Genomic DNA, 20,019 nt, shown 5'->3' with positions numbered 1-20,019 from the left:
GTTGGGAGAAAAGAAGAATCAGATTATCATCAAAGGCGCTCGCGTCAATAATCTACAAAACATCGATGTCGAAATCCCACGCGATCAGCTCGTCGTCTTGACGGGCTTGTCCGGGTCAGGGAAATCGTCGCTTGCCTTCGACACGATTTACGCGGAAGGACAACGGCGTTATGTCGAAAGTTTATCAGCCTATGCCCGTCAGTTCCTCGGACAGATGGATAAGCCGGATGTCGATACGATCGAGGGACTGAGTCCGGCAATTTCAATCGACCAGAAGACGACAAGTAAAAACCCGCGTTCGACGGTCGGAACGGTCACAGAGATCTATGATTATTTGCGTCTGTTGTACGCACGAATTGGTAAACCGATTTGTCCAAATCACGGAATCGAGATTTCGAGCCAGACGATCAGTCAGATGGTCGACCAAGTGATGGAGTTACCGGAGCGGACGCGTCTGCAAATCCTCGCGCCAATCGTTTCTGGACGCAAAGGGACGCACGTCAAGGTGCTCGACGATTTGAAGAAGGAAGGCTTCGTCCGCGTCCGTGTCAACGGAGAGACGATGGATCTCGCTGAAGAGATCACGCTTGAGAAAAACAAGAAACACTCGATCGAAGTCGTCGTCGACCGTGTCGTCGTGCGACCAGACGTCGAAGCCCGTCTTGCGGATTCACTGGAGACTGCACTTCGCCTCGCGGACGGTCGGGTCATCGTTGATACGATGGACGGCAACGAATTGTTGTTCAGTGAACATCATGCTTGTCCAATTTGTGGCTTCTCAATCGGCGAACTTGAACCACGGATGTTCTCGTTCAACTCACCGTTTGGTGCTTGTACGTCATGTGATGGTCTCGGAACGAAGCTTGAGGTCGATGTTGATCTCGTCGTGCCGCATCCCGATAAGTCATTGAACGAAGGGGCAATCGTAGCGTGGGAACCGACAAGCTCGCAGTATTATCCACAATTGCTCAAAGCGGTCTGTGATCACTTCAAGATCGATATGGATACACCGTTCGAACAGTTGTCAGAAGAACACCGTGAAACGATCTTGAACGGAAACACGAAGGAAGAGATTCACTTCCGTTACGAGAACGACTTCGGGATGGTCCGAAATACGAACCTCTATTTTGAAGGGGTCCTTAACAACTTACAACGTCGCTTCAAGGAGACGTCGTCTGATTATATCCGGGAACAGATGGAAGGCTACATGGCGAAGAAGGCCTGTCCGACGTGTAAAGGACATCGCTTGAAACGGGAATCGCTCGCTGTCAAAGTATCTGACCACCATATCGGTGAAGTGACGAAGATGTCTGTCAAACAAGCGGTCATGTTCTTCGACGAACTACCGGAGAAATTAAGTGAGAAGGATAAGACGATTTCGCGGATGATTGTTCGTGAGATTCACGAACGGGCGTCGTTCCTTGAGAACGTCGGTCTCGATTACCTGACGATCTCACGCGCAGCGGGGACATTGTCCGGTGGGGAAGCGCAACGGATTCGTCTCGCGACACAAATCGGTTCGCGTCTAACGGGCGTCCTCTACGTTCTCGATGAACCATCGATCGGTTTACACCAACGTGATAATGATCGTCTGATCAATACGCTGAAGGCGATGCGTGATCTTGGCAACACGTTGATCGTCGTCGAACACGATGAAGACACGATGATGGCAGCCGACTACTTGATCGATATCGGACCTGGTGCCGGCGATCACGGTGGATTCGTCACGGCAGCCGGGAAACCGGAAGAGTTGATGCAGGATGCGAACTCGTTGACTGGTCAATACTTGTCCGGGAAGAAGTTCATTCCTGTTCCGTCGACACGCAAAGAGCCAGACGGTCGGATGCTCCATATCCACAAAGCATCGGAAAACAACCTGAAGAACGTCGATGTCGACATTCCGCTTGGTCTGTTCGTCGCCGTCACCGGTGTCTCGGGCTCCGGGAAATCGACGTTGATCAATGAAATTCTCTATAAGACGATCGCGCACGAGATGAACCGGGCGAAAGAAAAACCGGGTGCTCATAAAGGGATCACTGGTCTGGATCAAATCGATAAGGTCATCGATATCGATCAGTCACCAATCGGTCGGACACCGCGCTCGAACCCGGCAACGTATACCGGTGTCTTCGATGACATTCGTGACGTCTTTGCTTCGACGAACGAAGCGAAACTCCGTGGTTACAAAAAAGGACGTTTCAGTTTCAACATCAAGGGTGGACGCTGTGAAGCGTGTCGCGGTGACGGGATCATCAAGATTGAGATGCACTTCTTACCGGACGTCTATGTTCCGTGTGAAGTCTGTCACGGAAAACGCTACAACCGCGAAACACTCGAAGTGAAATATAAAGGCAAAACGATTGCCGACGTGCTTGAGATGACGGTTGAAGATGCCCTTGCCTTCTTCGAGAACATTCCGAAGATTACGCGGAAACTGCAGACGATCGCTGACGTCGGTCTGACGTACATGCGTCTCGGTCAACCCGCGACGGAACTGTCCGGCGGGGAAGCGCAACGTGTTAAACTGGCGTCCGAGTTGCATAAACGCTCGACTGGGAAGACGATCTATATTCTCGATGAGCCGACGACAGGGCTTCACGTCCATGATATCGCGCGTCTCCTGAAAGTGTTGCAACGTCTTGTCGACAATGGCGATACGGTACTCGTCATCGAACACAACTTGGACGTCATCAAGACGGCCGACTACTTGATTGATCTTGGACCTGAAGGTGGCGACGGTGGCGGAACGATCGTTGCTGCCGGTACACCGGAACACATCGCTGAAGTTGAAGCATCCTACACGGGACGATACCTCGCACCTGTCCTTGAACGCGATGCGGCACGAATTGAATCGTGAAACTTTTGTGGATGAGGATTCGTAGGGAGGAACTAAGGGAACTTAAACGAAAGTATCATGTAACACACGTTTGAGGTTCAAGAATAGGAGGGAACGGTTCATGAAGCAAGATATGCGTCAATTGATATTGGAGCAAGTCAAAGAAGGAAAGTTAACGATTGATGAGGCACTCGATAAACTCGAGCGGCTCGAAGCGATCGACGAACGTGCAACTTCTGCCAGTGAACATAAGTACGTCGATGAACCAGAACAGTATGATCGGGTCGACCAGTATTCCGTCGATTCGCTGACGACGAAAGTCATGTCAGCGTTCGATAATCTCGTCAGCCGGATCAAGGACAGTGATCTTTCGCTTAATCAGGCGTCTGGTCCGAACGTCACCTACGTCAAACAATTCCCGTTCAGCGGTGAGACGGTTCACGTCGATCTGTTCAATGCGAACTTGGTCGTTGAACCGAGTGATCTCGAAGAATGCGAATTGACGGTGACAGGACGTCCGCTTCGCCGCCAACAGGTGACGGAAGAACAAGCGCTTGAGCAACTTCAAGCCGCTGTTCAACACGCGGTCTCGGCAAACACACTCTCGATCCGTTTGAAGGATAAGAGTGTCCGTGCGACAGTCCATCTGAAAGTACCACGCCGTCATTACGAATCATTCGTCTTACAGACGCTGAACGGGGAAATTTCGTTGACGTCACTTGATACGACATCCGCTCAACTGATGACAGCAAACGGTCGAGTCAACGTCCGCGATCTGTTCAGTGAGGATGTCAAAGTATCGACAGCGAACGGTTCGATTGAAATCGAAGAGTCGGAGTTGAAAGTCTTGAAGGCGAAGACAGCCAACGGACAAATCATCACGACAGGTGTCTTCGAACGTTCAGAACTGAAAACAGCGAACGGAAACGTCCGCTGTGAGCTGAAGACCGTGCAAAACGCGAAGGTCAAAGCTTCGTCCCTTGCTGGAAGCATCGCTTTGATGTTGCCGCACGGCGCAGAAGTCTACGGTGAGCTTGAGACGAACTTCGGTGGTCTCAACTGCAACCTCGATGACATGGAATTAATCCGGGATCAAAAAGAGATCGTCAACCGGAAGCTCCATTTCGTATCAGGTCGCGGTCGCTCACCAAAAATTGAGGTCGAAGCGGATACGAAGACAGGTACGATTTCGGTCACGCATGGTGTTCACCTCAGTCCACAAACGTTATAAGCATACCAGCGCAACTTCTTGAAAAAGAGGTTGCGCTTTTCTTATGACGTCGCATCCGCTTTGCGTGCTTTCCTCAGGCGAGACACAAGCCGCGGCTACGTCGTTCTAGGAACGAGTAGCCGGGTCTCGTTTGTCTCTGACAGCGCGGATGACCGCGCTTTTTCCTGTAGGAGTCACGCGAGCGGAGCTTCGTCAGCTGCATAGACAAAAACACCCATCCTCATAAGAAGATGGGTGTAGTTCCTACATCAATAATCGTAATCCTGATCCATCATCGGCTCGTCGAAGTTCATGTTCTCGATATTATTCATATCGTAACCGAACGAGAGTAAGGCAATGACACCGATGATTGCAAGAACGATTGAAACGAGAATCAGACCGATTCCGAGCCAACTCTTTCCGCGTGCGCGATTCCAATAGAAGATGATCGCGAGGACGTAGGAAATGAATGAACCACTGATAAAGATTCCGATGATTGAGATGATAAAGAATAAGAGAGCAGTTTGATCTTGATTACGCGAATACGCTTTCCACATATCAATCAGTGAGATGATGAGATAGACGAAACCAGCAATCGCTAGAACCGCAAATAAGATAATGACTAAAATCAATCCGATACCACCGCCTGACATCACGGCAAAACCTCCTTCAAAATATTAACTCTTTATTCCATTCCCAAGAAATCATGCTTCTAATCCAATTCCATGAATCGAATAAAAATATGGTACAATACTTCAAGTGAAAGGGGCTGACGAAGCGTGCAACCAAAAGTGCGAACAGCTGAAATCGTAAAACAATTCAATCTCCACATCGTCACGGGAGAAGAGGGCTTACATCGCCCGATTCTGACGGCTGATTTGTGCCGACCTGGCCTTGTGCTTGCCGGTTATTATGCCTATTACCCGGCAGAACGTCTCCAGATTCTCGGAAAAACAGAATTGACGTTCTTCAATAATTTAACGTACGAGGAACAACGCGAACGAGCGAATGTCCTTTGTACGGATGAAACACCTGGTATCTTGATCACACGTGGATTTGACGTACCGGAAGCGATCATCCAAGCCGCGGATGAGACGAACGTACCACTGTTGACGACAAAAGGGCATACGACATCGGTCGAGTCACAGATCACGAACTTCCTCGAAGCGGAACTTGCACCAACGACAGCGATGCATGGTGTCCTCGTCGATATCTATGGTGTCGGTGTCTTTATCAAAGGAGCAAGTGGTGTCGGTAAATCGGAAACGGCACTCGAACTCGTTAAGCGGGGTCACCGTCTAGTGGCAGATGACTCAGTTGAGATTCGTCAAACCGGTGACGGGATTCTCGTCGGAACGGCACCGAAGTTGATTCAACATCTGCTTGAGATTCGCGGAATCGGGATCATCGACGTGATGACGTTGTTCGGTGCAGGTGCTGTTCGCTCGCACAAGAAGATCAGCCTCGTCTGTAACCTCGAGATTTGGGATCAATCGAAAGTCTATGATCGCGTCGGTCTGGACCAAGAGACACTCCAAATCATCGATACGGAAATTCCATTCCTGACGATTCCGGTTCGTCCCGGACGAAACCTTGCTGTCATCATCGAAGTCGCAGCGATGAACTATCGTCTGAAGAACATGGGCATCAACACAGCAGAAGAATTCGCGGGACGTCTCGCGCAAGCAATTGAAGATGGGAATGGTGGTCTTTGATGGGAACTTTAGCCTCTGTACAACCAACGTTTGACCGCGTGGCGATTGAACTCGGTCCTGTACCGATTTACTGGTACGGCATCGTCATCGCACTCGGTGCGGTCGTCGGTCTGTTGATTGCAATCTTCGAGTCGAAGCGGATCGGCTTTAACGAAGAGTATGCGGTCGATGTCGTCATCTGGTCGATTCCGATCAGTATCATCTGTGCCCGGATTTACTACGTCGCGTTCGAGTGGAACTACTATAGTCAACATCTTGACCAAATCATCAATATCCGCCAAGGTGGGATCGCGATTCACGGTGCGATCATCGGTGCGATTTTGACGGTCATTATCTATACGCGTAAGAAAAAGATCTCGTTCTGGCAAATCGCTGATATCTTGGCACCATCCCTCTTGTTCGGACAAGCCGTCGGACGCTGGGGTAACTTCTTCAACCAAGAAGCACACGGTGGCGAAACGACATGGTCGTACTTACAAGATACGCTGCACTTACCGAACTGGATCGTCAATCAGATGTACATTGATGGAACATACTACTTACCGACGTTCCTCTATGAAAGCATCTGGAACATCATCGGTGTCATTCTGTTGATCGTCTGGCGGATGAAGTTCAATCCACGCCGTGGGTATGTCTTCCTCGGTTATCTCGTTTGGTATTCAATCGGACGCTTTTATATCGAAGGACTCCGGACGGACAGTCTGATGATGGGTGATGGACTCCGGACGGCACAAATCGTCTCAATCTGTCTGATCATCTTCGGTGTGATTATGATGGTCGTTCGCCGCAACGCCGTTCGTTACTTGGACGGTTCGAAAAAGGAGGCGAAGTAATCGATGATTCGCACGCTACTGTTTGATTTAGATGGCACGTTGATCGACACGAATCCATTAATTTTAAAAAGCTTCGAGCACACGCTCAGCTACTATTATCCGGACCGGACGTTCACGGAAGCGGAATTGCTTCCGTTCATCGGTCCGACGCTAGAAAAATCGTTCTCGGCGATGAATGCGGAACAGTGGAAAGAGATGGTCGCTTTTTACCGTAGCTACAACATCGCGATGCATGACGCGCTCGTGCTCGAGTATCCGGGTGTGCTTGACGGATTACGTCGTCTGCATGAAGCAGGATACAAGATGGCGGTTGTGACGTCGAAAAGTCGTCGTGTCGCTCTTCGCGGCATCGAGTTGTTCGGATTGACGTCACTCTTTGACGCGGTCATCGCAGCCGACGACGTAACGGAAGAAAAACCAGCCGTCGAGCCGTTCGAAAAAGCGATGCAGTTGCTTGGATCAACAGCAGACGAAACGATCATGGTCGGCGACAACGATACGGACATTCTCGGTGGCAAGAACGCGGGACTGAAGACGGTCGCGGTCGGTTGGGCGATCAAAGGACGCGCGTACTTAGAAGCCCTCGAGCCGGACGTCATCATTGATTCGATGGATCATCTTGCTACTTGGCTGGAGGAACAAAATGGCGCGGCGAACTGATCGGTTTCAGGTCGGAACGACGAATCCACTCTGGCACATGTACCGGACGGTGTCGTTCTTTAAAGTGATGTGGTGCTTTACGATCATCATGATCGGTCGATTTGCTCCGTCGCTACGTTTTAAGAACGCACTCTACCGGACATGTCTTCGGATGAAGATCGGGGAGAAGACGGCACTTGCCTTGATGGTGATGCCGGACACGATGTTTCCGGAGCGGATCACGATTGGTGATAATACGATCATCGGCTTCAATACGACGATTCTCTGTCATGAATATTTGACGACGGAGTACCGTTTAGGTGACGTCGTCATCGGAAGCAACGTCTTGATCGGTGCAAACGTGACAATCCTACCGGGCGTAACGATCGGAGATGGTGCTGTCGTTGGTGCCGGATCGGTCGTTCACCGGGATATTGCGCCGAATGAACGCGTCTCGAGTCAGCCGCTTCGCCGGCACGAAATGTGACAAAACTGTGAGAAGGAAGAAGGAAAAAAGATGACGCACATCCGCTTTACGTATAAGACAGGAAAGTATTTCGGAAGATTATTCGCCGAACGTCCACAAGGTCTCGTCGTTGAGGTGTTGGCTGTTGAGAAGCATCCCGTTCAAGGAGATCTTCACCAACCGAACCAAGTCGATGTTCCACTCTTCCATATCCGGACCGCCTTGCATAAGCACGAAAAGATCACGGTTTCGCCCGCAGTCGTTTATGCGTATGACGGAGAGATTCCCGATTATGCGACGAGCTTACGGCAGGCATATGACAAGGACGTGGCACGTCTTGAAGGACTGAATCCAGAGACGGATGCTTTTGTACGAAAATGCTTAGAGAATTACAAAGAACTGGAATCGATTTATGCGAAACGCTGGGGATGAACTCCGGCGTTTTTTTCTGTTGCATGCCTCCTAGAGATAGGGTATTCTTGTGTCTGCAACTACGAAACCAGTTTACTATTTATGGGGGCTTGAATCATGATGGAATTAACCAAATACAAAGCAGACCCCTTTGCGATAACAGCGCGCCAAGCGGAACTTTTTTATTTCCGCGGACGGAAGGCGCACCGGGAAGGGCGACTGGACGAAGCCGTCTATCATTTAGATGAGGCGACGACACTTCAGCCAGCGGACATCCGTTATTTGCTCCGTTATGCCCGTGTCTTATTCGAGACAGGAGAAATCAATCATGCGAATGATGTCTTGAAACAAGTACGCGCACTCGACGCATCAAATACGGAAGCACTCTTTTATTTAGCGAATAACTACGCACACGTCTCACTTTACGAAGAAGCGCGACAACATGCGATGGAATATTTAGAGCAAGCACCAAACGGCAAACACGCGGAGGCATCGGCCGCACTCGTGGAACTGATTGATCTCGAACAAGAGATGGAAGACGACGAAGAGGATGAATTGATTCGTCTGCACGGTCAGGCACAACGCCAGATCGATAAAGGGATGCTGTTCGCGGCACAGGAGACGTTGACGGGACTGATTGCCCATTACCCGACGTTCTGGCCTGCCTACAACAACCTCGCGATCGTCGAGTTCTATTTAGGAGAGAATGATCAGGCATTCGCTTCCCTTGAACGGGTCCTTGAAGGGAATCCGGGGAATTTGCATGCCCTCTGTAACACGCTCGTCTTGTTACACGAGATGGGTCAGGACGAAGAGGCGCATCGTCTCTCTCGTCAACTCGAACACGTGCGTTCCGTGCACCTTGAGACACGTTATAAGGTCGCATCAACGCTTGCGATCATCGGACGATACGATATCGCCTATGAAGAGTTGAAGTTGCTCGAGCGTCGCGGTTACCGGGGAGATCCACTCTTTGGGCACTGGTTATCAATCTCTGCCTATAAGACAGGACACGTCGAAGAAGCAGCCGCTTTCTTGAAGTCGGACGAAGCACAAGCGTTAAAGGAAGAGACGGATACGTATGACATCCGGCACAACCTGCAGTTTCGCTCGGCACTCATCCAAGCGCTGAAGACGGAAGATGATGTCTCGCGGATCTTTACGGCACTTCTCCTTGGTAAACTGAACGATGCTGAAGCACGGCTTGCATTGTCGATGATGCCAGAAGTGACAGATCAGGAAGACGTCCTGTTATTGACGGAACAGATTATCATCGAGATGGAAGGACGGACTGATGTCGTGGATGAACGCATTCACCGGGCATTGCAGACGATCCGTCTTGCGGAACGGTTCGTTTCAGACGAAGAACGGATGAGTCTCGAAGGGGATTTTTATGAACGCTTCGCACAGCTCGTCTTAAGCGGGGAATCGTTCGATTCGATTGAAGCATCTGCGGCATCACTGCTTTATCTTTTCCATGATTTACGGGATGGGATGTTGATTGAGGAATGTGCATCACTCGTCGATTGTTCGTTCGATCACGTCGCATCGATGATCCGGACACATGAACGGATGCTGGCACCGCTGCAAGCAAAGTGTTAGACGTTTAGGCGATTCTCACCTATACTCAAACTACAACGATTACGATAAATGGGGTGGAATCATGGCGGAAACAGAACAAAAAATTTATGACGTCATCATCATCGGGGCAGGACCTGCTGGGATGACAGCCGCACTTTATGCATCACGTGCGAACCTTTCGACATTGATGATCGAACGCGGGATTCCGGGCGGTCAAATGGCGAACACAGAAGATATCGAGAACTACCCAGGATACGACAGCATCCTCGGACCTGATCTCTCGCAAAAAATGTTCGACCACTCGAAAGCATTCGGCGCAGAATATGCGTACGGAGACGTTCGAAGCATCGAAGACGGTAAAGCATACAAAACAATTCATGCACACAACAAAGATTACTACGCACGGGCGATCATCATCGCGTCTGGTGCACAATATAAGAAAATCGGCGTACCGGGTGAAGAAGAACTCGGTGGTCGCGGTGTCTCGTACTGTGCCGTCTGTGACGGCGCGTTCTTTAAAGAAAAAGAACTCTTCGTCATCGGTGGAGGCGACTCTGCGGTTGAAGAAGGCGTCTACTTGACACGCTTCGCGAAAAAAGTCACGATCGTACACCGTCGTGACGAGCTCCGCGCTCAAAAGATTCTTCAAAAACGTGCGTTCGACAACCCGAAAATCGACTTTATCTGGAACCATACGGTTAAACAGATCAACGAACAAGACGGGAAAGTCGGCGGTATCGAGCTGATCAATACAAAAACAGCTGACGTAACGACGCATCCGATCGATGGTGTCTTCATCTACATCGGGATGAACCCGATCACTGGTTACGTCCAGGACCTCGGTATCTTGAACGACCAAGGCTACGTCGTGACAAACGAAGCGATGGAAACGAACATCAAAGGAATCTTTGCTGCTGGTGACGTTCGTGAAAAGACATTGCGTCAAGTCGTTACAGCGACAAACGATGGTTCGATTGCCGCGCAAAACGCGCAACACTTCATCGAAGCGTTACTTGAAGAATTACAAGAATCCTCACACGCGTAATAACGAACCAGTTTCATTGAAGGTACCTTCAGTGAGGCTGGCTCTTTTTTTATGATATACTGAGAAAGAAGCGAAAAATACACACGGAACTGTTGTCTGGAGGGCGAAAAGATGGAACAGAATCAACCGCAACTTGTGATCATTACGGGTATGAGTGGGGCTGGTAAGACAGTCGCAATGAACAGCTTTGAGGATTTAGGCTATTTTTGCGTTGACAATCTACCACCGACGTTATTGCCACAACTCATCGAAGTCATCGGACAAGTGCGTCCTAAAATCGCCGTTGCCATCGATACACGTGCGCGTGATTTCATTGATAGTTTTTTTGTCGTTTATGAGGATTTGAAAAAGACGAACTTACAAACGCGGATGCTCTATCTCGATGCGCGTAATGATGTCCTCGTACGCCGTTACAAAGAATCGCGTCGTTCCCATCCGCTTGCACCGACTGACTCACCACTGACTGGGATTGAACGCGAGCGGACGTTACTTGAAGGATTCCGTGATAAAGCACAAATGCTGATCGATACGAGTGACATCAAACCGCTTGCGCTAAAAGAACGTTTGTTGAAAGAATTTACGACAGGAGAGCGGATTCCGTTTACGGTCAACGTCATGTCGTTTGGCTTCAAACATGGCTTACCGCTTGATGCCGATCTTGTCTTTGACCTCCGGTTCTTACCGAATCCGTTCTACATTCCGGAACTGCGTCCAAAGACAGGACTCGATGAGGAAGTCGCATCATACGTCATGCAGTGGCCGGAAGCGAAGCTGTTCTATAAAAAACTCGTTGACTTGCTCGAGTTCCTGATTCCGCAATACGAGCGGGAAGGGAAGTCGCAACTCGTGATCGCTCTCGGTTGTACGGGCGGGAAACACCGGTCGATTACATTCGCGGAAGCCATCAGCAAGGAATTCGCGACGCAGTATCACATTGAGACGAACCACCGGGATTATGTGCATGCGAAGGAGGAGAAGTGATGAAATGGGAACGTAAAGTCGTCGCCATTGGTGGCGGGACAGGACTCTCAACGCTTCTTCGTGGACTGAAGCATTACCCGCTCGACATTACAGCGATCGTTACGGTCGCGGATGACGGCGGCAGTTCTGGTCGTCTGCGGACGGAGTTTAATATGTTGCCACCAGGCGATATTCGCAATGTCATCGTCTCCTTGTCGAAATCGGAAACCTTGATGGACCGGATTATGCAGTACCGGTTTGAGACCGGCGAAGGATTGCATGGGCATTCGCTCGGCAACTTGATGCTGACGGCAGCGACACAACTCTGTAACGGTTCGTTCGTCGAAGCGATCGGTGTCATGGGACAATTGTTGAACGCAGAAGGAAAAGTCTATCCGGCGACGGAACGGACAATCACGTTATGTGCCGAATTCGAGGACGGGACGATCGTTAAAGGAGAGTCACTGATTCCAACGGTCGGTAAGAAGATTGAACGAATCTTCCTTGAGGAACAAGACGTCCGTCCAGTACCAGAAGCGATTCAAGCAATTCTTGATGCTGATGTGATCGTCCTTGGACCAGGAAGTCTCTATACGAGTATCATCCCAAACGTCTTGATTGATGAGATCCGGGAAGCGATTCAGCAATCGCTGGCTCCAGTCGTCTATATTTGTAACGTCATGACACAACCAGGCGAGACGACGGCGTTCACTGCCAATGAGCATTTATCGACGCTCGAACGTTTTCTCGGTCAAGGCGTCGTCGATACGATCATCGTCAATAATGAGTCAATCGATGCCGGTTACTTGAAAAAGTATCAAAAGGATCATGCCGACATCGTCACCTATAATGAAAAACAATTCGAGCTCGCAGGCGTTGAAGTGCTGGCAGATGATATCGTCGATTACAATCATCACTTCATCCGTCATGACTCAGATGCGGTCGCAAGCCTCGTCATGCGAAAAGTACTATCGATTCGGCGGATGCGTCAACTCGAAGGGAAGGAGGAGCTGACATGAGCTTTGCCTCAGAAGTCAAAAAAGAATTAACGCAGATTCCGATCACCGATCACGAGATGAAGGCGGAACTCGCGGCGCTCGCGCGGATGAACGGTGCGATCTCGTTCGGTCTCGGACGTGGTCTGACACTTGATATCTCGACTGAGAATGCTTCGATTGCCCGTCGGATCTATTCGCTGTTGAAAAAAGCATATGGCGTCCATCTCGATCTGCTCGTGCGGAAAAAAATGCGTCTGAAAAAGAATAATGTCTATATCGTCCGCGTCAAACAACAGGCGGACAAGATTTTGCAAGACCTCGGAATTTTAGGGGAAGGGTTCACGATGATTCGTTCGATCAGTGATACGATCTTAAACGATGAACGGAAGGCACGCGCGTATTTACGAGGAGCGTTCCTCGCCGGTGGTTCGCTCAACAATCCGGCGACGTCGTCGTATCACTTAGAGATTTTTAGCTTATATGAGGAACATAATGCAGCGCTCCGTGGTCTATCGAACGTCTTTGATTTGAATGCGAAAGCGATCGAACGGAAAAAGGGACACATCCTCTACATCAAGGAGAGCGAGAAGATTTCCGATTTCCTCAAGCTCGTTGATGCGACACAATCGATGCTACGGTTCGAGGACGTCCGTATCTTAAAAGACATGCGTAACTCGGTCAACCGTCTCGTCAACTGTGAGACAGCGAACCTCAACAAGACGGTCGGTGCGGCATTACGCCAAGTCGAGAACATCAAGTTCCTTGAGCGGACGGTCGGGCTCGATGTCTTACCGGATAAGTTGAAAGAGATCGCGATCTTGCGCGTCACACATCAAGATGTCACGTTACAAGAACTCGGGGAGATGGTCGAAAGCGGCTCCATCTCAAAATCAGGAATCAATCACCGGTTGCGGAAGATTGATCAAATCGCTGAAAAAGTACGGAATGGAGAGTCGATGACAGGGGCCTTATAAGAGGGTCGCTTGCGAGATGAACCATAGTCTACTATAATATATAGTCGATGCAACTAAATGTTCGAATTAAGGAGTTTTTGAAATGGCTAACGAAAAGAAACGTATTTCGCTCACTGTAGACGCGAAGTTTGACGAAGTATTAACGAAAAAAGCAAAATCAATCGGTGTACCGAAAAGCACACTCGTTGCGTTCGCAACATCTTTATTCCTGAAACAATTACAAGCAGAAGAAGAGCTTTCGCCACATGCGAACGCAATCTACTCGCTGATTCGTGAAAACCACGACATCGTTTCAGATATCACAGACTTGATCGACTGATCATCGACCTCTCGTTCTACAAGGAACGGGAGGTTTTTTGTTGTATACAGATGAATAGAGAAGAGTTCGCTTTCCTGCAGATACAAAAAAAGTGCCTCCCGAAGGAGACACTCTGGGTGACTTATGCACGTTCCATGACGCGGTCGATGAGACCGTAGTCAGCAGCAGCTTGTGCTGACATGAAGTTGTCACGCTCTGTATCGCGTTCGATGACTTCAAGTGGTTGTCCTGTGTTTTCAGCCATGATTTTGTTGAGGTGTTCACGCATTTTGATGATACGTTCCGCATGGATTTTGATATCCGATGCTTGACCTTGTGTACCACCGAGTGGTTGGTGGATCATGATTTCAGCGTTTGGTAACGCGAAACGTTTTCCTTTTGCGCCAGCTTGGAGCAAGAATGCACCCATGGATGCTGCCATACCGATACAAATCGTTGAGACTTGTGGCTTGATGAAGTTCATTGTATCGTAAATCGCCATACCGGCAGTGATCGAACCACCTGGGCTGTTGATGTAAAGCGAGATTTCTTTATCTGGATCTTCTGCTGCTAAGAACAGAAGTTGGGCAACGACTGAGTTGGCGACGTTGTCGTCAATCGCGCTCCCGAGAAGAATGATGCGGTCTTTTAGCAAACGTGAGTAGATATCGTAAGCACGTTCCCCGCGGTTTGTTTGTTCGATGACTGTTGGAATTAACATAGTCTTTGCCTCCTTATAGTTGGTATGTAGCTTCCTATTCGACTTATCCTTATCATAATCCTTTGGTCAATATTGGTCAAAAGATACGATGCGACTTTTAGGTATTTTTCCATTACAAGGGCAAATGAAACATATCAATATAGAAAAAAGGCAACGCCATTGCTGGCATTGCCTTGTAGTTGAATAAATGGTACACCCGGAGAGATTCGAACTCCCGACACCTGGTACCGGAAACCAGTGCTCTATCCCCTGAGCTACGGGTGCATCTGATGTACTGAACAATTAATAGTATAGCGACATTTTTTCAGGAAAGCAATAGGGAAGCAGGACTTTTCTTTTCTCCGGCGACTCAAAAGGGGTTCAGAGCACATTTCTTAAAACGTTTCTTCTATAATAAGAAGTGAGGGAGGGGAATCGATGGATCAACGTCAGGAACAGACGCAACAGATGACGTTATCGGCGTCACAACAGTATCAATTACATGTGCTTGAGCAACCGGCGGCAGAGCTCGAGGAGGAATGGCGACGGTTGAAACGACGGTTGCATCGTCATTACCCGAATCAGGTTTCGCTAGAGGTCGAGCAGATGGCAGGTAATATGGCATCCTATGAAGACGAGCTTCTTGCACAAATACGTTTAGAATCAGTCAGACAGGAAATAGGATATATGGCGGAACAACTCATCGTGTATTTAGAAGCGGACGGTTTATTACGGACGTCGGACGAGCAGCTCGCTGCATCCTTCTCGACCGATGTCGCAACGATTACAGAAGCACGGACTCTCTTACAACAATGTCAACCGGTCGGCATCGCTGCCCGCTCGGAGCGCGAGTGCCAATGGTTACAGGCAATCGAGCTAGACGACACGGAATTGATCGGACTAACGGATCGGTTGCGACATGAACCGGCGAGTCAGGTATTCGCTCAGTACAGTGAGGCGGATCGAGCGCGGTTTCGAAAACGATTGACACGCCTGAGCCGGACACCGGATCTTCCTAAAGAAGAACGACCGGTCATGGCAGAAGCACGGATTCACCTGTTAGATGGAAAACTTCAGATCGATTGGATGACACTCGATACGGATCAGACGTGGCTCGAACTAAAAGAGGCAACGCCTTTTTTGCGCGCGTACGAACGACGCCGTGTCACGATGCATGCCATCCTCTCAGTTTTGCTTGAGCGACAAGAACGCTGGTTCAAAGGAGAACTGCATCTTGAGCCATTGACGAAAAAACAAGTCGCTGAGGCGACGGGGCATCATCCGTCAACGATTGGTCGAGCGATTGCTGCGAAGTACGTCGAGACGGTCCATGGTCTCGTTGCTCTAGAAGACTTGTTCGTCTCACGGACGACAACCGGAGATTCGAGTTTTTTGATTAAACGGCGGATCGCCGAATACATTCAATACAGCGATCGTCCGTTAAGTGATCAGCAATTGACGGATCGTCTGCAAGCAGACGGTCTGACAGTCGCAAGGCGGACGGTCGCGAAGTACCGGGCAGCGCTTGGTTTAACGAAAAAAACGATGCAGCAAAGGAAGGCGCAATCAGAATGGGATTAAAACGACACAGACACTTAACACTCTATTCACGTCCGGGATGTACGCTATGTGAAGAGGCCGCCATCTTACTCGACTTCGTACTCGATGAGTTTCCGGAATGGACGTTCGAGGAAGTCAACATCGATCAGGATGAAGCGCTCAGTCTACGATTCTTATACGAGATTCCGGTCGTCATGCATGACGAGGAAATCTGGAGTTATGGCAAATTCGAGACGGAAACGATAAGAAACCGCTTACTTCAAAAAACTTGAGAAACGAGACTTGCAAGGCGAGAAATGGACTGTTATGATAACGGTGTACCAAGTGGGACACGTTATGACATGCGGGACAGAAAGCGTCCAGCTACTTGAGAGGAGAGGGAAATACATGATTCGGCAGTTAGTCCAGATCCAAAAACGAATCGTGCCTGATCTGATCGAAGAAATGCAGACACGCTACGACATCCTTCATTATGTACGACTGATGCAACCGATCGGACGACGTACGCTTGCGACGAGCCTTGGCTTGACGGAACGCGTCTTACGGCGGGAAGTCGACTTCTTGAAGCAGCAAGACCTCCTAGAGGTCGCGACGCAGGGGATGTCCTTGACGGATGAAGGACGAAATGTTCTTCGCAGCATGCACAGCATCATGGGAGAACTCGCAGGGATCTCAGACATGGCGAAAGCCTTGAAAGAGAGACTCGGAGTACGTGACGTCGTCATCGTACCGGGTGATTCCGATGAAACCTTCTGGGTACAGCGAGACATGGGGCGGGCAACCGTCGCACGACTCAAACGAGAGCTTTCTTCAGACCATCACAATACGATCGCTGTCACAGGCGGTACAACGATGGCATCCGTCGCGGCGATGATGTCGCCAGACAAGGAACACCGTCCAATGACGTTCGTTCCGGCACGCGGAGGACTGGGAGAAACGCTCGAATTACAAGCGAACACAGTATGCTCACGGATGGCATCACGCGCTCAAAGTGATTATCATCTGCTTCACATCCCGGACATGGTCAGTACAGAGACGTTCGTCAAGATGATCGAAGAGCCGAGCATAAAAAATGTGCTTCAAATGATTAAAGGTGCTTCAATCGTGGTACATGGAATTGGTGAGGCGAAAACGATGGCAAAACGTCGTCGCGCGTCTGAGGATCTCCTGACCCGACTGGAACATGAACAGGCAGTAGCGGAAGCATTCGGATATTACTTCGACCGAGACGGGAACATCGTGCACCGGGTCAAGACGGTTGGTCTTCAACTGGCTGACTTGAAGCAAGTCGAACACGTCATCGTCGTCGCAGGTGGTCATTCGAAGGCAGAAGCGATCAACGCCTATGTCAAACAGTCGCCAGACATCATCCTGATTACGGATGAAGGCGCAGCAGCTTCGATTTTGAAAGGGTAACCCCCTTTTGAATAATAGATAACTCGCTTTACATTAAAAGGAGGAAAATTATCATGGCAGTAAAAGTTGGTATTAACGGATTTGGACGTATCGGACGTTTGGCACTTCGTCAAATTCTTCAATTTGATGGAATCGAAGTAGTCGCGATCAACGACCTTACAGACACTAAAATGCTTGCACACCTTCTCAAATATGATACGACTCAAGGTCGTTTCGACGGCGAAGTTGAAGTACACGACGGTTACTTCCTCGTCAACGGTAAAGAAATCAAAACACTTGCTAACCGCAACCCAGAAGAACTCCCATGGGGCGAGCTCGGTGTTGACATCGTTCTCGAATGTACTGGTTTCTTCACAGACAAAGAAAAAGCTGAGCTTCACTTGAAAGCTGGCGCTAAAAAAGTCGTTATCTCTGCACCTGCAACTGGCGACATGAAAACAGTCGTCTTCAACACGAACCACGAAATCCTTGACGGAACTGAAACAGTTATCTCTGGTGCTTCTTGTACTACAAACTGTCTCGCGCCAATGGCTAAAGTTCTCCAAGATCAGTTCGGAATCGTTGAAGGTCTCATGACTACGATCCACGCTTACACTGGTGACCAAAACACACTCGACGCTCCACACCCTAAAGGTGACTTCCGTCGTGCACGTGCGGCAGCAGCAAACATCGTTCCAAACTCAACTGGTGCTGCAAAAGCAATCGGTCTCGTTCTTCCAGAACTTCAAGGTAAACTTGATGGATCTGCACAACGTGTACCAGTCGCTACAGGTTCACTCACTGAGCTCGTAACTGTACTCGACAAAAAAGTTTCTGTAGAAGAAGTCAACGCAGCAATGAAAGCAGCTGCTAACGAGTCTTACGGTTACACTGAAGACGAAATCGTTTCTTCTGACATCGTTGGTATCTCTTACGGATCACTCTTCGATGCAACACAAACTAAAGTCATGACAGTCGGCGACAAACAACTCGTTAAAACAGTTGCTTGGTATGACAACGAAATGTCTTACACTAGCCAACTCGTTCGTACACTCAAACACTTCGCAGAAATCGCTAAGTAATTCGAGCAATTAAATAGCAATTGAATAAGAGCGGAAACGATATCAGTCTCCGCTCTTATTGCGGAAAAAAGCGGGAGGGGCATTCGCCCCTCACTATACGTAAGAGACGGAGGACGAATGTATGAATAAGAAATCGATTCGCGACATCGATGTACAAGGAAAACGCGTATTTACACGCGTGGATTTCAACGTACCGTTGGAAGACGGTAAAATCACGGATGACACACGGATCCGTGCTGCACTCCCAACGATCAAACACTTGATCGAAGGCGGAGCAAAAGTCATTCTCGCTAGTCACATGGGTCGTCCAAAAGGCGAAAAGAACCCTGAGTTCTCACTTGCACCAGTCGTAGCACGCCTCAGCGAATTGCTTGGTAAAGACATCAAGCTCGTTGAAGAAGCATACGGTCCAGTTGCAGAAGAAGCAGTCAGCAAACTCGAAAACGGCGATGTCGTCGTCTTAGAGAACGTTCGCTTCTATCCTGGTGAAACGAAAAATGACGAAGAGCTCGCTAAAGGATTCGCGAAACTCGCTGACGTCTTCGTCAACGACGCGTTCGGCGCAGCACACCGTGCACACGCATCGACAGAAGGTATCGCACACCATGTCGACACAGCAGTTGCCGGTCTTCTCATCGAAAAAGAACTTCAAGTTCTCGGTAAAGCTCTCTCTAACCCAGATCGCCCGTTCACGGCAATCATCGGTGGTTCGAAAGTAGCGGACAAAATCGGTGTCATCGATCACTTACTCGACATCGTCGATACGTTGATCATCGGTGGCGGCTTATCGTACACGTTCCTCACAGCTCGTGGTATCGAAGTCGGTACTTCACTTCTTGAGGTCGACAAAATCGACCAAGCGAAGGAATTCATGAAGAAAGCAGAAGAAAAAGGCGTTAAGTTCCTCATGCCAATCGACTGCGTCATCACGAAGGAATTCGGAGAAGAAACATATGTCGGACCACGTGACATCACAGAGATCCCAGCCGATCACATGTCACTTGATATCGGTCCAAAAACGGTTGAACTCTATGCAGAGGCAATCAAGAACTCGAAACTCGTCGTCTGGAACGGACCGATGGGCGTATTCGAACTCGATAAATACGCAAACGGTACAAAAGGTGTCGCGCAAGCTCTTGCGGACAGCGATGCGTACTCAATCATCGGCGGTGGCGACTCAGCTGCTGCGGCAGAGAAATTCGGTCTTGCTGACAAAATGAGCCACATCTCTACAGGTGGTGGAGCAAGTCTCGAATTCATGGAAGGGAAAGCTCTTCCTGGTGTCGAAGCGCTAAACGACAAGTAATCTAAGTTCA

19 protein-coding genes, 1 tRNA gene and 1 pseudogene are annotated in these 20,019 nt (G+C 49.3%); 18 read left to right on the top strand and 3 right to left on the bottom strand.

The features are described from left to right. Position 1 precedes the first annotated feature (1 nt). Together uvrA and U719_RS12985 are read left to right on the top strand one after the other, a co-directional pair. Positions 2-2,857, top strand: a complete 2,856-nt coding sequence (uvrA, locus tag U719_RS12990) for an excinuclease ABC subunit UvrA (RefSeq protein ID WP_023469234.1) — start codon at positions 2-4, stop codon at positions 2,855-2,857. A gap of 100 nt (positions 2,858-2,957) precedes the next feature. Then, positions 2,958-4,067, top strand: a complete 1,110-nt coding sequence (locus U719_RS12985; RefSeq protein ID WP_023469233.1) for a DUF4097 family beta strand repeat-containing protein — start codon at positions 2,958-2,960, stop codon at positions 4,065-4,067. Between the two features lie 248 nt (positions 4,068-4,315). Here U719_RS12985 and U719_RS12980 read toward each other — a convergent pair whose 3' ends face one another. Beyond that, complete coding sequence (locus U719_RS12980) at positions 4,316-4,699, bottom strand: hypothetical protein (RefSeq protein WP_023469232.1); 384 nt, start codon at positions 4,697-4,699, stop codon at positions 4,316-4,318. 126 nt (positions 4,700-4,825) lie between these two features. Between U719_RS12980 and hprK the strand changes: the two genes are divergently transcribed. The 11 genes from hprK to U719_RS12925 all read left to right on the top strand — a co-directional run bounded on the left by hprK (position 4,826) and on the right by U719_RS12925 (position 13,987). Continuing rightward, complete coding sequence (gene hprK, locus U719_RS12975; RefSeq protein ID WP_023469231.1) at positions 4,826-5,761, top strand: HPr(Ser) kinase/phosphatase; 936 nt, start codon at positions 4,826-4,828, stop codon at positions 5,759-5,761. After that, a complete protein-coding gene (gene lgt, locus U719_RS12970) occupies positions 5,761-6,594 on the top strand; it encodes a prolipoprotein diacylglyceryl transferase (protein ID WP_023469230.1) in 834 nt (277 codons plus the stop codon). The genes hprK and lgt overlap by 1 nt, the downstream gene beginning before the upstream one ends. A gap of 3 nt (positions 6,595-6,597) precedes the next feature. After that, entirely contained in the window at positions 6,598-7,254 is a 657-nt protein-coding gene (gene ppaX, locus U719_RS12965) for a pyrophosphatase PpaX (RefSeq protein ID WP_023469229.1), read from the top strand. After that, a complete protein-coding gene (locus tag U719_RS12960) occupies positions 7,238-7,720 on the top strand; it encodes a DapH/DapD/GlmU-related protein (RefSeq protein ID WP_023469228.1) in 483 nt (160 codons plus the stop codon). Before ppaX ends, U719_RS12960 begins: the two co-directional genes overlap by 17 nt. A 30-nt stretch (positions 7,721-7,750) precedes the next feature. Then, positions 7,751-8,131, top strand: a complete 381-nt coding sequence (kapB, locus tag U719_RS12955; RefSeq protein WP_023469227.1) for a sporulation phosphorelay system protein KapB — start codon at positions 7,751-7,753, stop codon at positions 8,129-8,131. 96 nt (positions 8,132-8,227) lie between these two features. After that, positions 8,228-9,712, top strand: a complete 1,485-nt coding sequence (locus tag U719_RS12950) for a tetratricopeptide repeat protein (RefSeq protein ID WP_023469226.1) — start codon at positions 8,228-8,230, stop codon at positions 9,710-9,712. 61 nt (positions 9,713-9,773) lie between these two features. Beyond that, positions 9,774-10,736 (top strand): thioredoxin-disulfide reductase, encoded by a 963-nt coding sequence (gene trxB, locus U719_RS12945; RefSeq protein WP_023469225.1) that lies wholly within the window; start codon positions 9,774-9,776, stop codon positions 10,734-10,736. 111 nt (positions 10,737-10,847) lie between these two features. After that, on the top strand, positions 10,848-11,717 hold the full coding sequence (gene rapZ / locus U719_RS12940; protein ID WP_023469224.1) for an RNase adapter RapZ: 870 nt from the start codon (positions 10,848-10,850) through the stop codon (positions 11,715-11,717). Further along, the gene (yvcK, locus tag U719_RS12935) at positions 11,717-12,715 is read left to right on the top strand and encodes a YvcK family protein (RefSeq protein ID WP_023469223.1); all 999 of its coding nucleotides are present in this window, start codon (positions 11,717-11,719) and stop codon (positions 12,713-12,715) included. The genes rapZ and yvcK overlap by 1 nt, the downstream gene beginning before the upstream one ends. Continuing rightward, positions 12,712-13,668: a DNA-binding protein WhiA gene (gene whiA, locus U719_RS12930; protein ID WP_023469222.1), complete on the top strand. Its 957-nt coding sequence runs from the start codon at positions 12,712-12,714 to the stop codon at positions 13,666-13,668. The genes yvcK and whiA overlap by 4 nt, the downstream gene beginning before the upstream one ends. An 82-nt stretch (positions 13,669-13,750) precedes the next feature. Beyond that, the gene (locus tag U719_RS12925; protein ID WP_023469221.1) at positions 13,751-13,987 is read left to right on the top strand and encodes a hypothetical protein; all 237 of its coding nucleotides are present in this window, start codon (positions 13,751-13,753) and stop codon (positions 13,985-13,987) included. Between the two features lie 121 nt (positions 13,988-14,108). Here U719_RS12925 and clpP read toward each other — a convergent pair. Continuing rightward, a pseudogene (gene clpP, locus U719_RS12920) lies at positions 14,109-14,693 on the bottom strand (ATP-dependent Clp endopeptidase proteolytic subunit ClpP); the annotation flags it as partial. A gap of 182 nt (positions 14,694-14,875) precedes the next feature. Continuing rightward, positions 14,876-14,951, bottom strand: a tRNA-Arg gene (locus U719_RS12915). A gap of 153 nt (positions 14,952-15,104) precedes the next feature. Between U719_RS12915 and U719_RS12910 the strand changes: the two genes are divergently transcribed. The 5 genes from U719_RS12910 (at position 15,105) to pgk (ending at position 20,009) form a co-directional block, all read left to right on the top strand. Further along, the gene (locus U719_RS12910) at positions 15,105-16,247 is read left to right on the top strand and encodes an RNA polymerase subunit sigma-54 (RefSeq protein ID WP_023469220.1); all 1,143 of its coding nucleotides are present in this window, start codon (positions 15,105-15,107) and stop codon (positions 16,245-16,247) included. After that, a complete protein-coding gene (locus U719_RS12905) occupies positions 16,238-16,498 on the top strand; it encodes a glutaredoxin family protein (protein ID WP_023469219.1) in 261 nt (86 codons plus the stop codon). Before U719_RS12910 ends, U719_RS12905 begins: the two co-directional genes overlap by 10 nt. Before the next feature lie 115 nt (positions 16,499-16,613). Continuing rightward, a complete protein-coding gene (locus U719_RS12900) occupies positions 16,614-17,642 on the top strand; it encodes a sugar-binding transcriptional regulator (RefSeq protein ID WP_023469218.1) in 1,029 nt (342 codons plus the stop codon). Positions 17,643-17,695: 53 nt separating this feature from the next. After that, a complete protein-coding gene (gene gap / locus U719_RS12895; protein ID WP_023469217.1) occupies positions 17,696-18,703 on the top strand; it encodes a type I glyceraldehyde-3-phosphate dehydrogenase in 1,008 nt (335 codons plus the stop codon). Positions 18,704-18,824: 121 nt separating this feature from the next. Then, a complete protein-coding gene (gene pgk / locus U719_RS12890) occupies positions 18,825-20,009 on the top strand; it encodes a phosphoglycerate kinase (RefSeq protein ID WP_023469216.1) in 1,185 nt (394 codons plus the stop codon). Positions 20,010-20,019 lie beyond the last annotated feature (10 nt).

This window comes from Exiguobacterium sp. MH3 (assembly GCF_000496635.1).
Classification (GTDB): Bacteria; Bacillota; Bacilli; order Exiguobacteriales; family Exiguobacteriaceae; genus Exiguobacterium_A; species Exiguobacterium_A indicum.
Note: the sequence above shows the minus strand (reverse complement) of the source record. Positions and strands in the feature narration are given on the sequence as shown.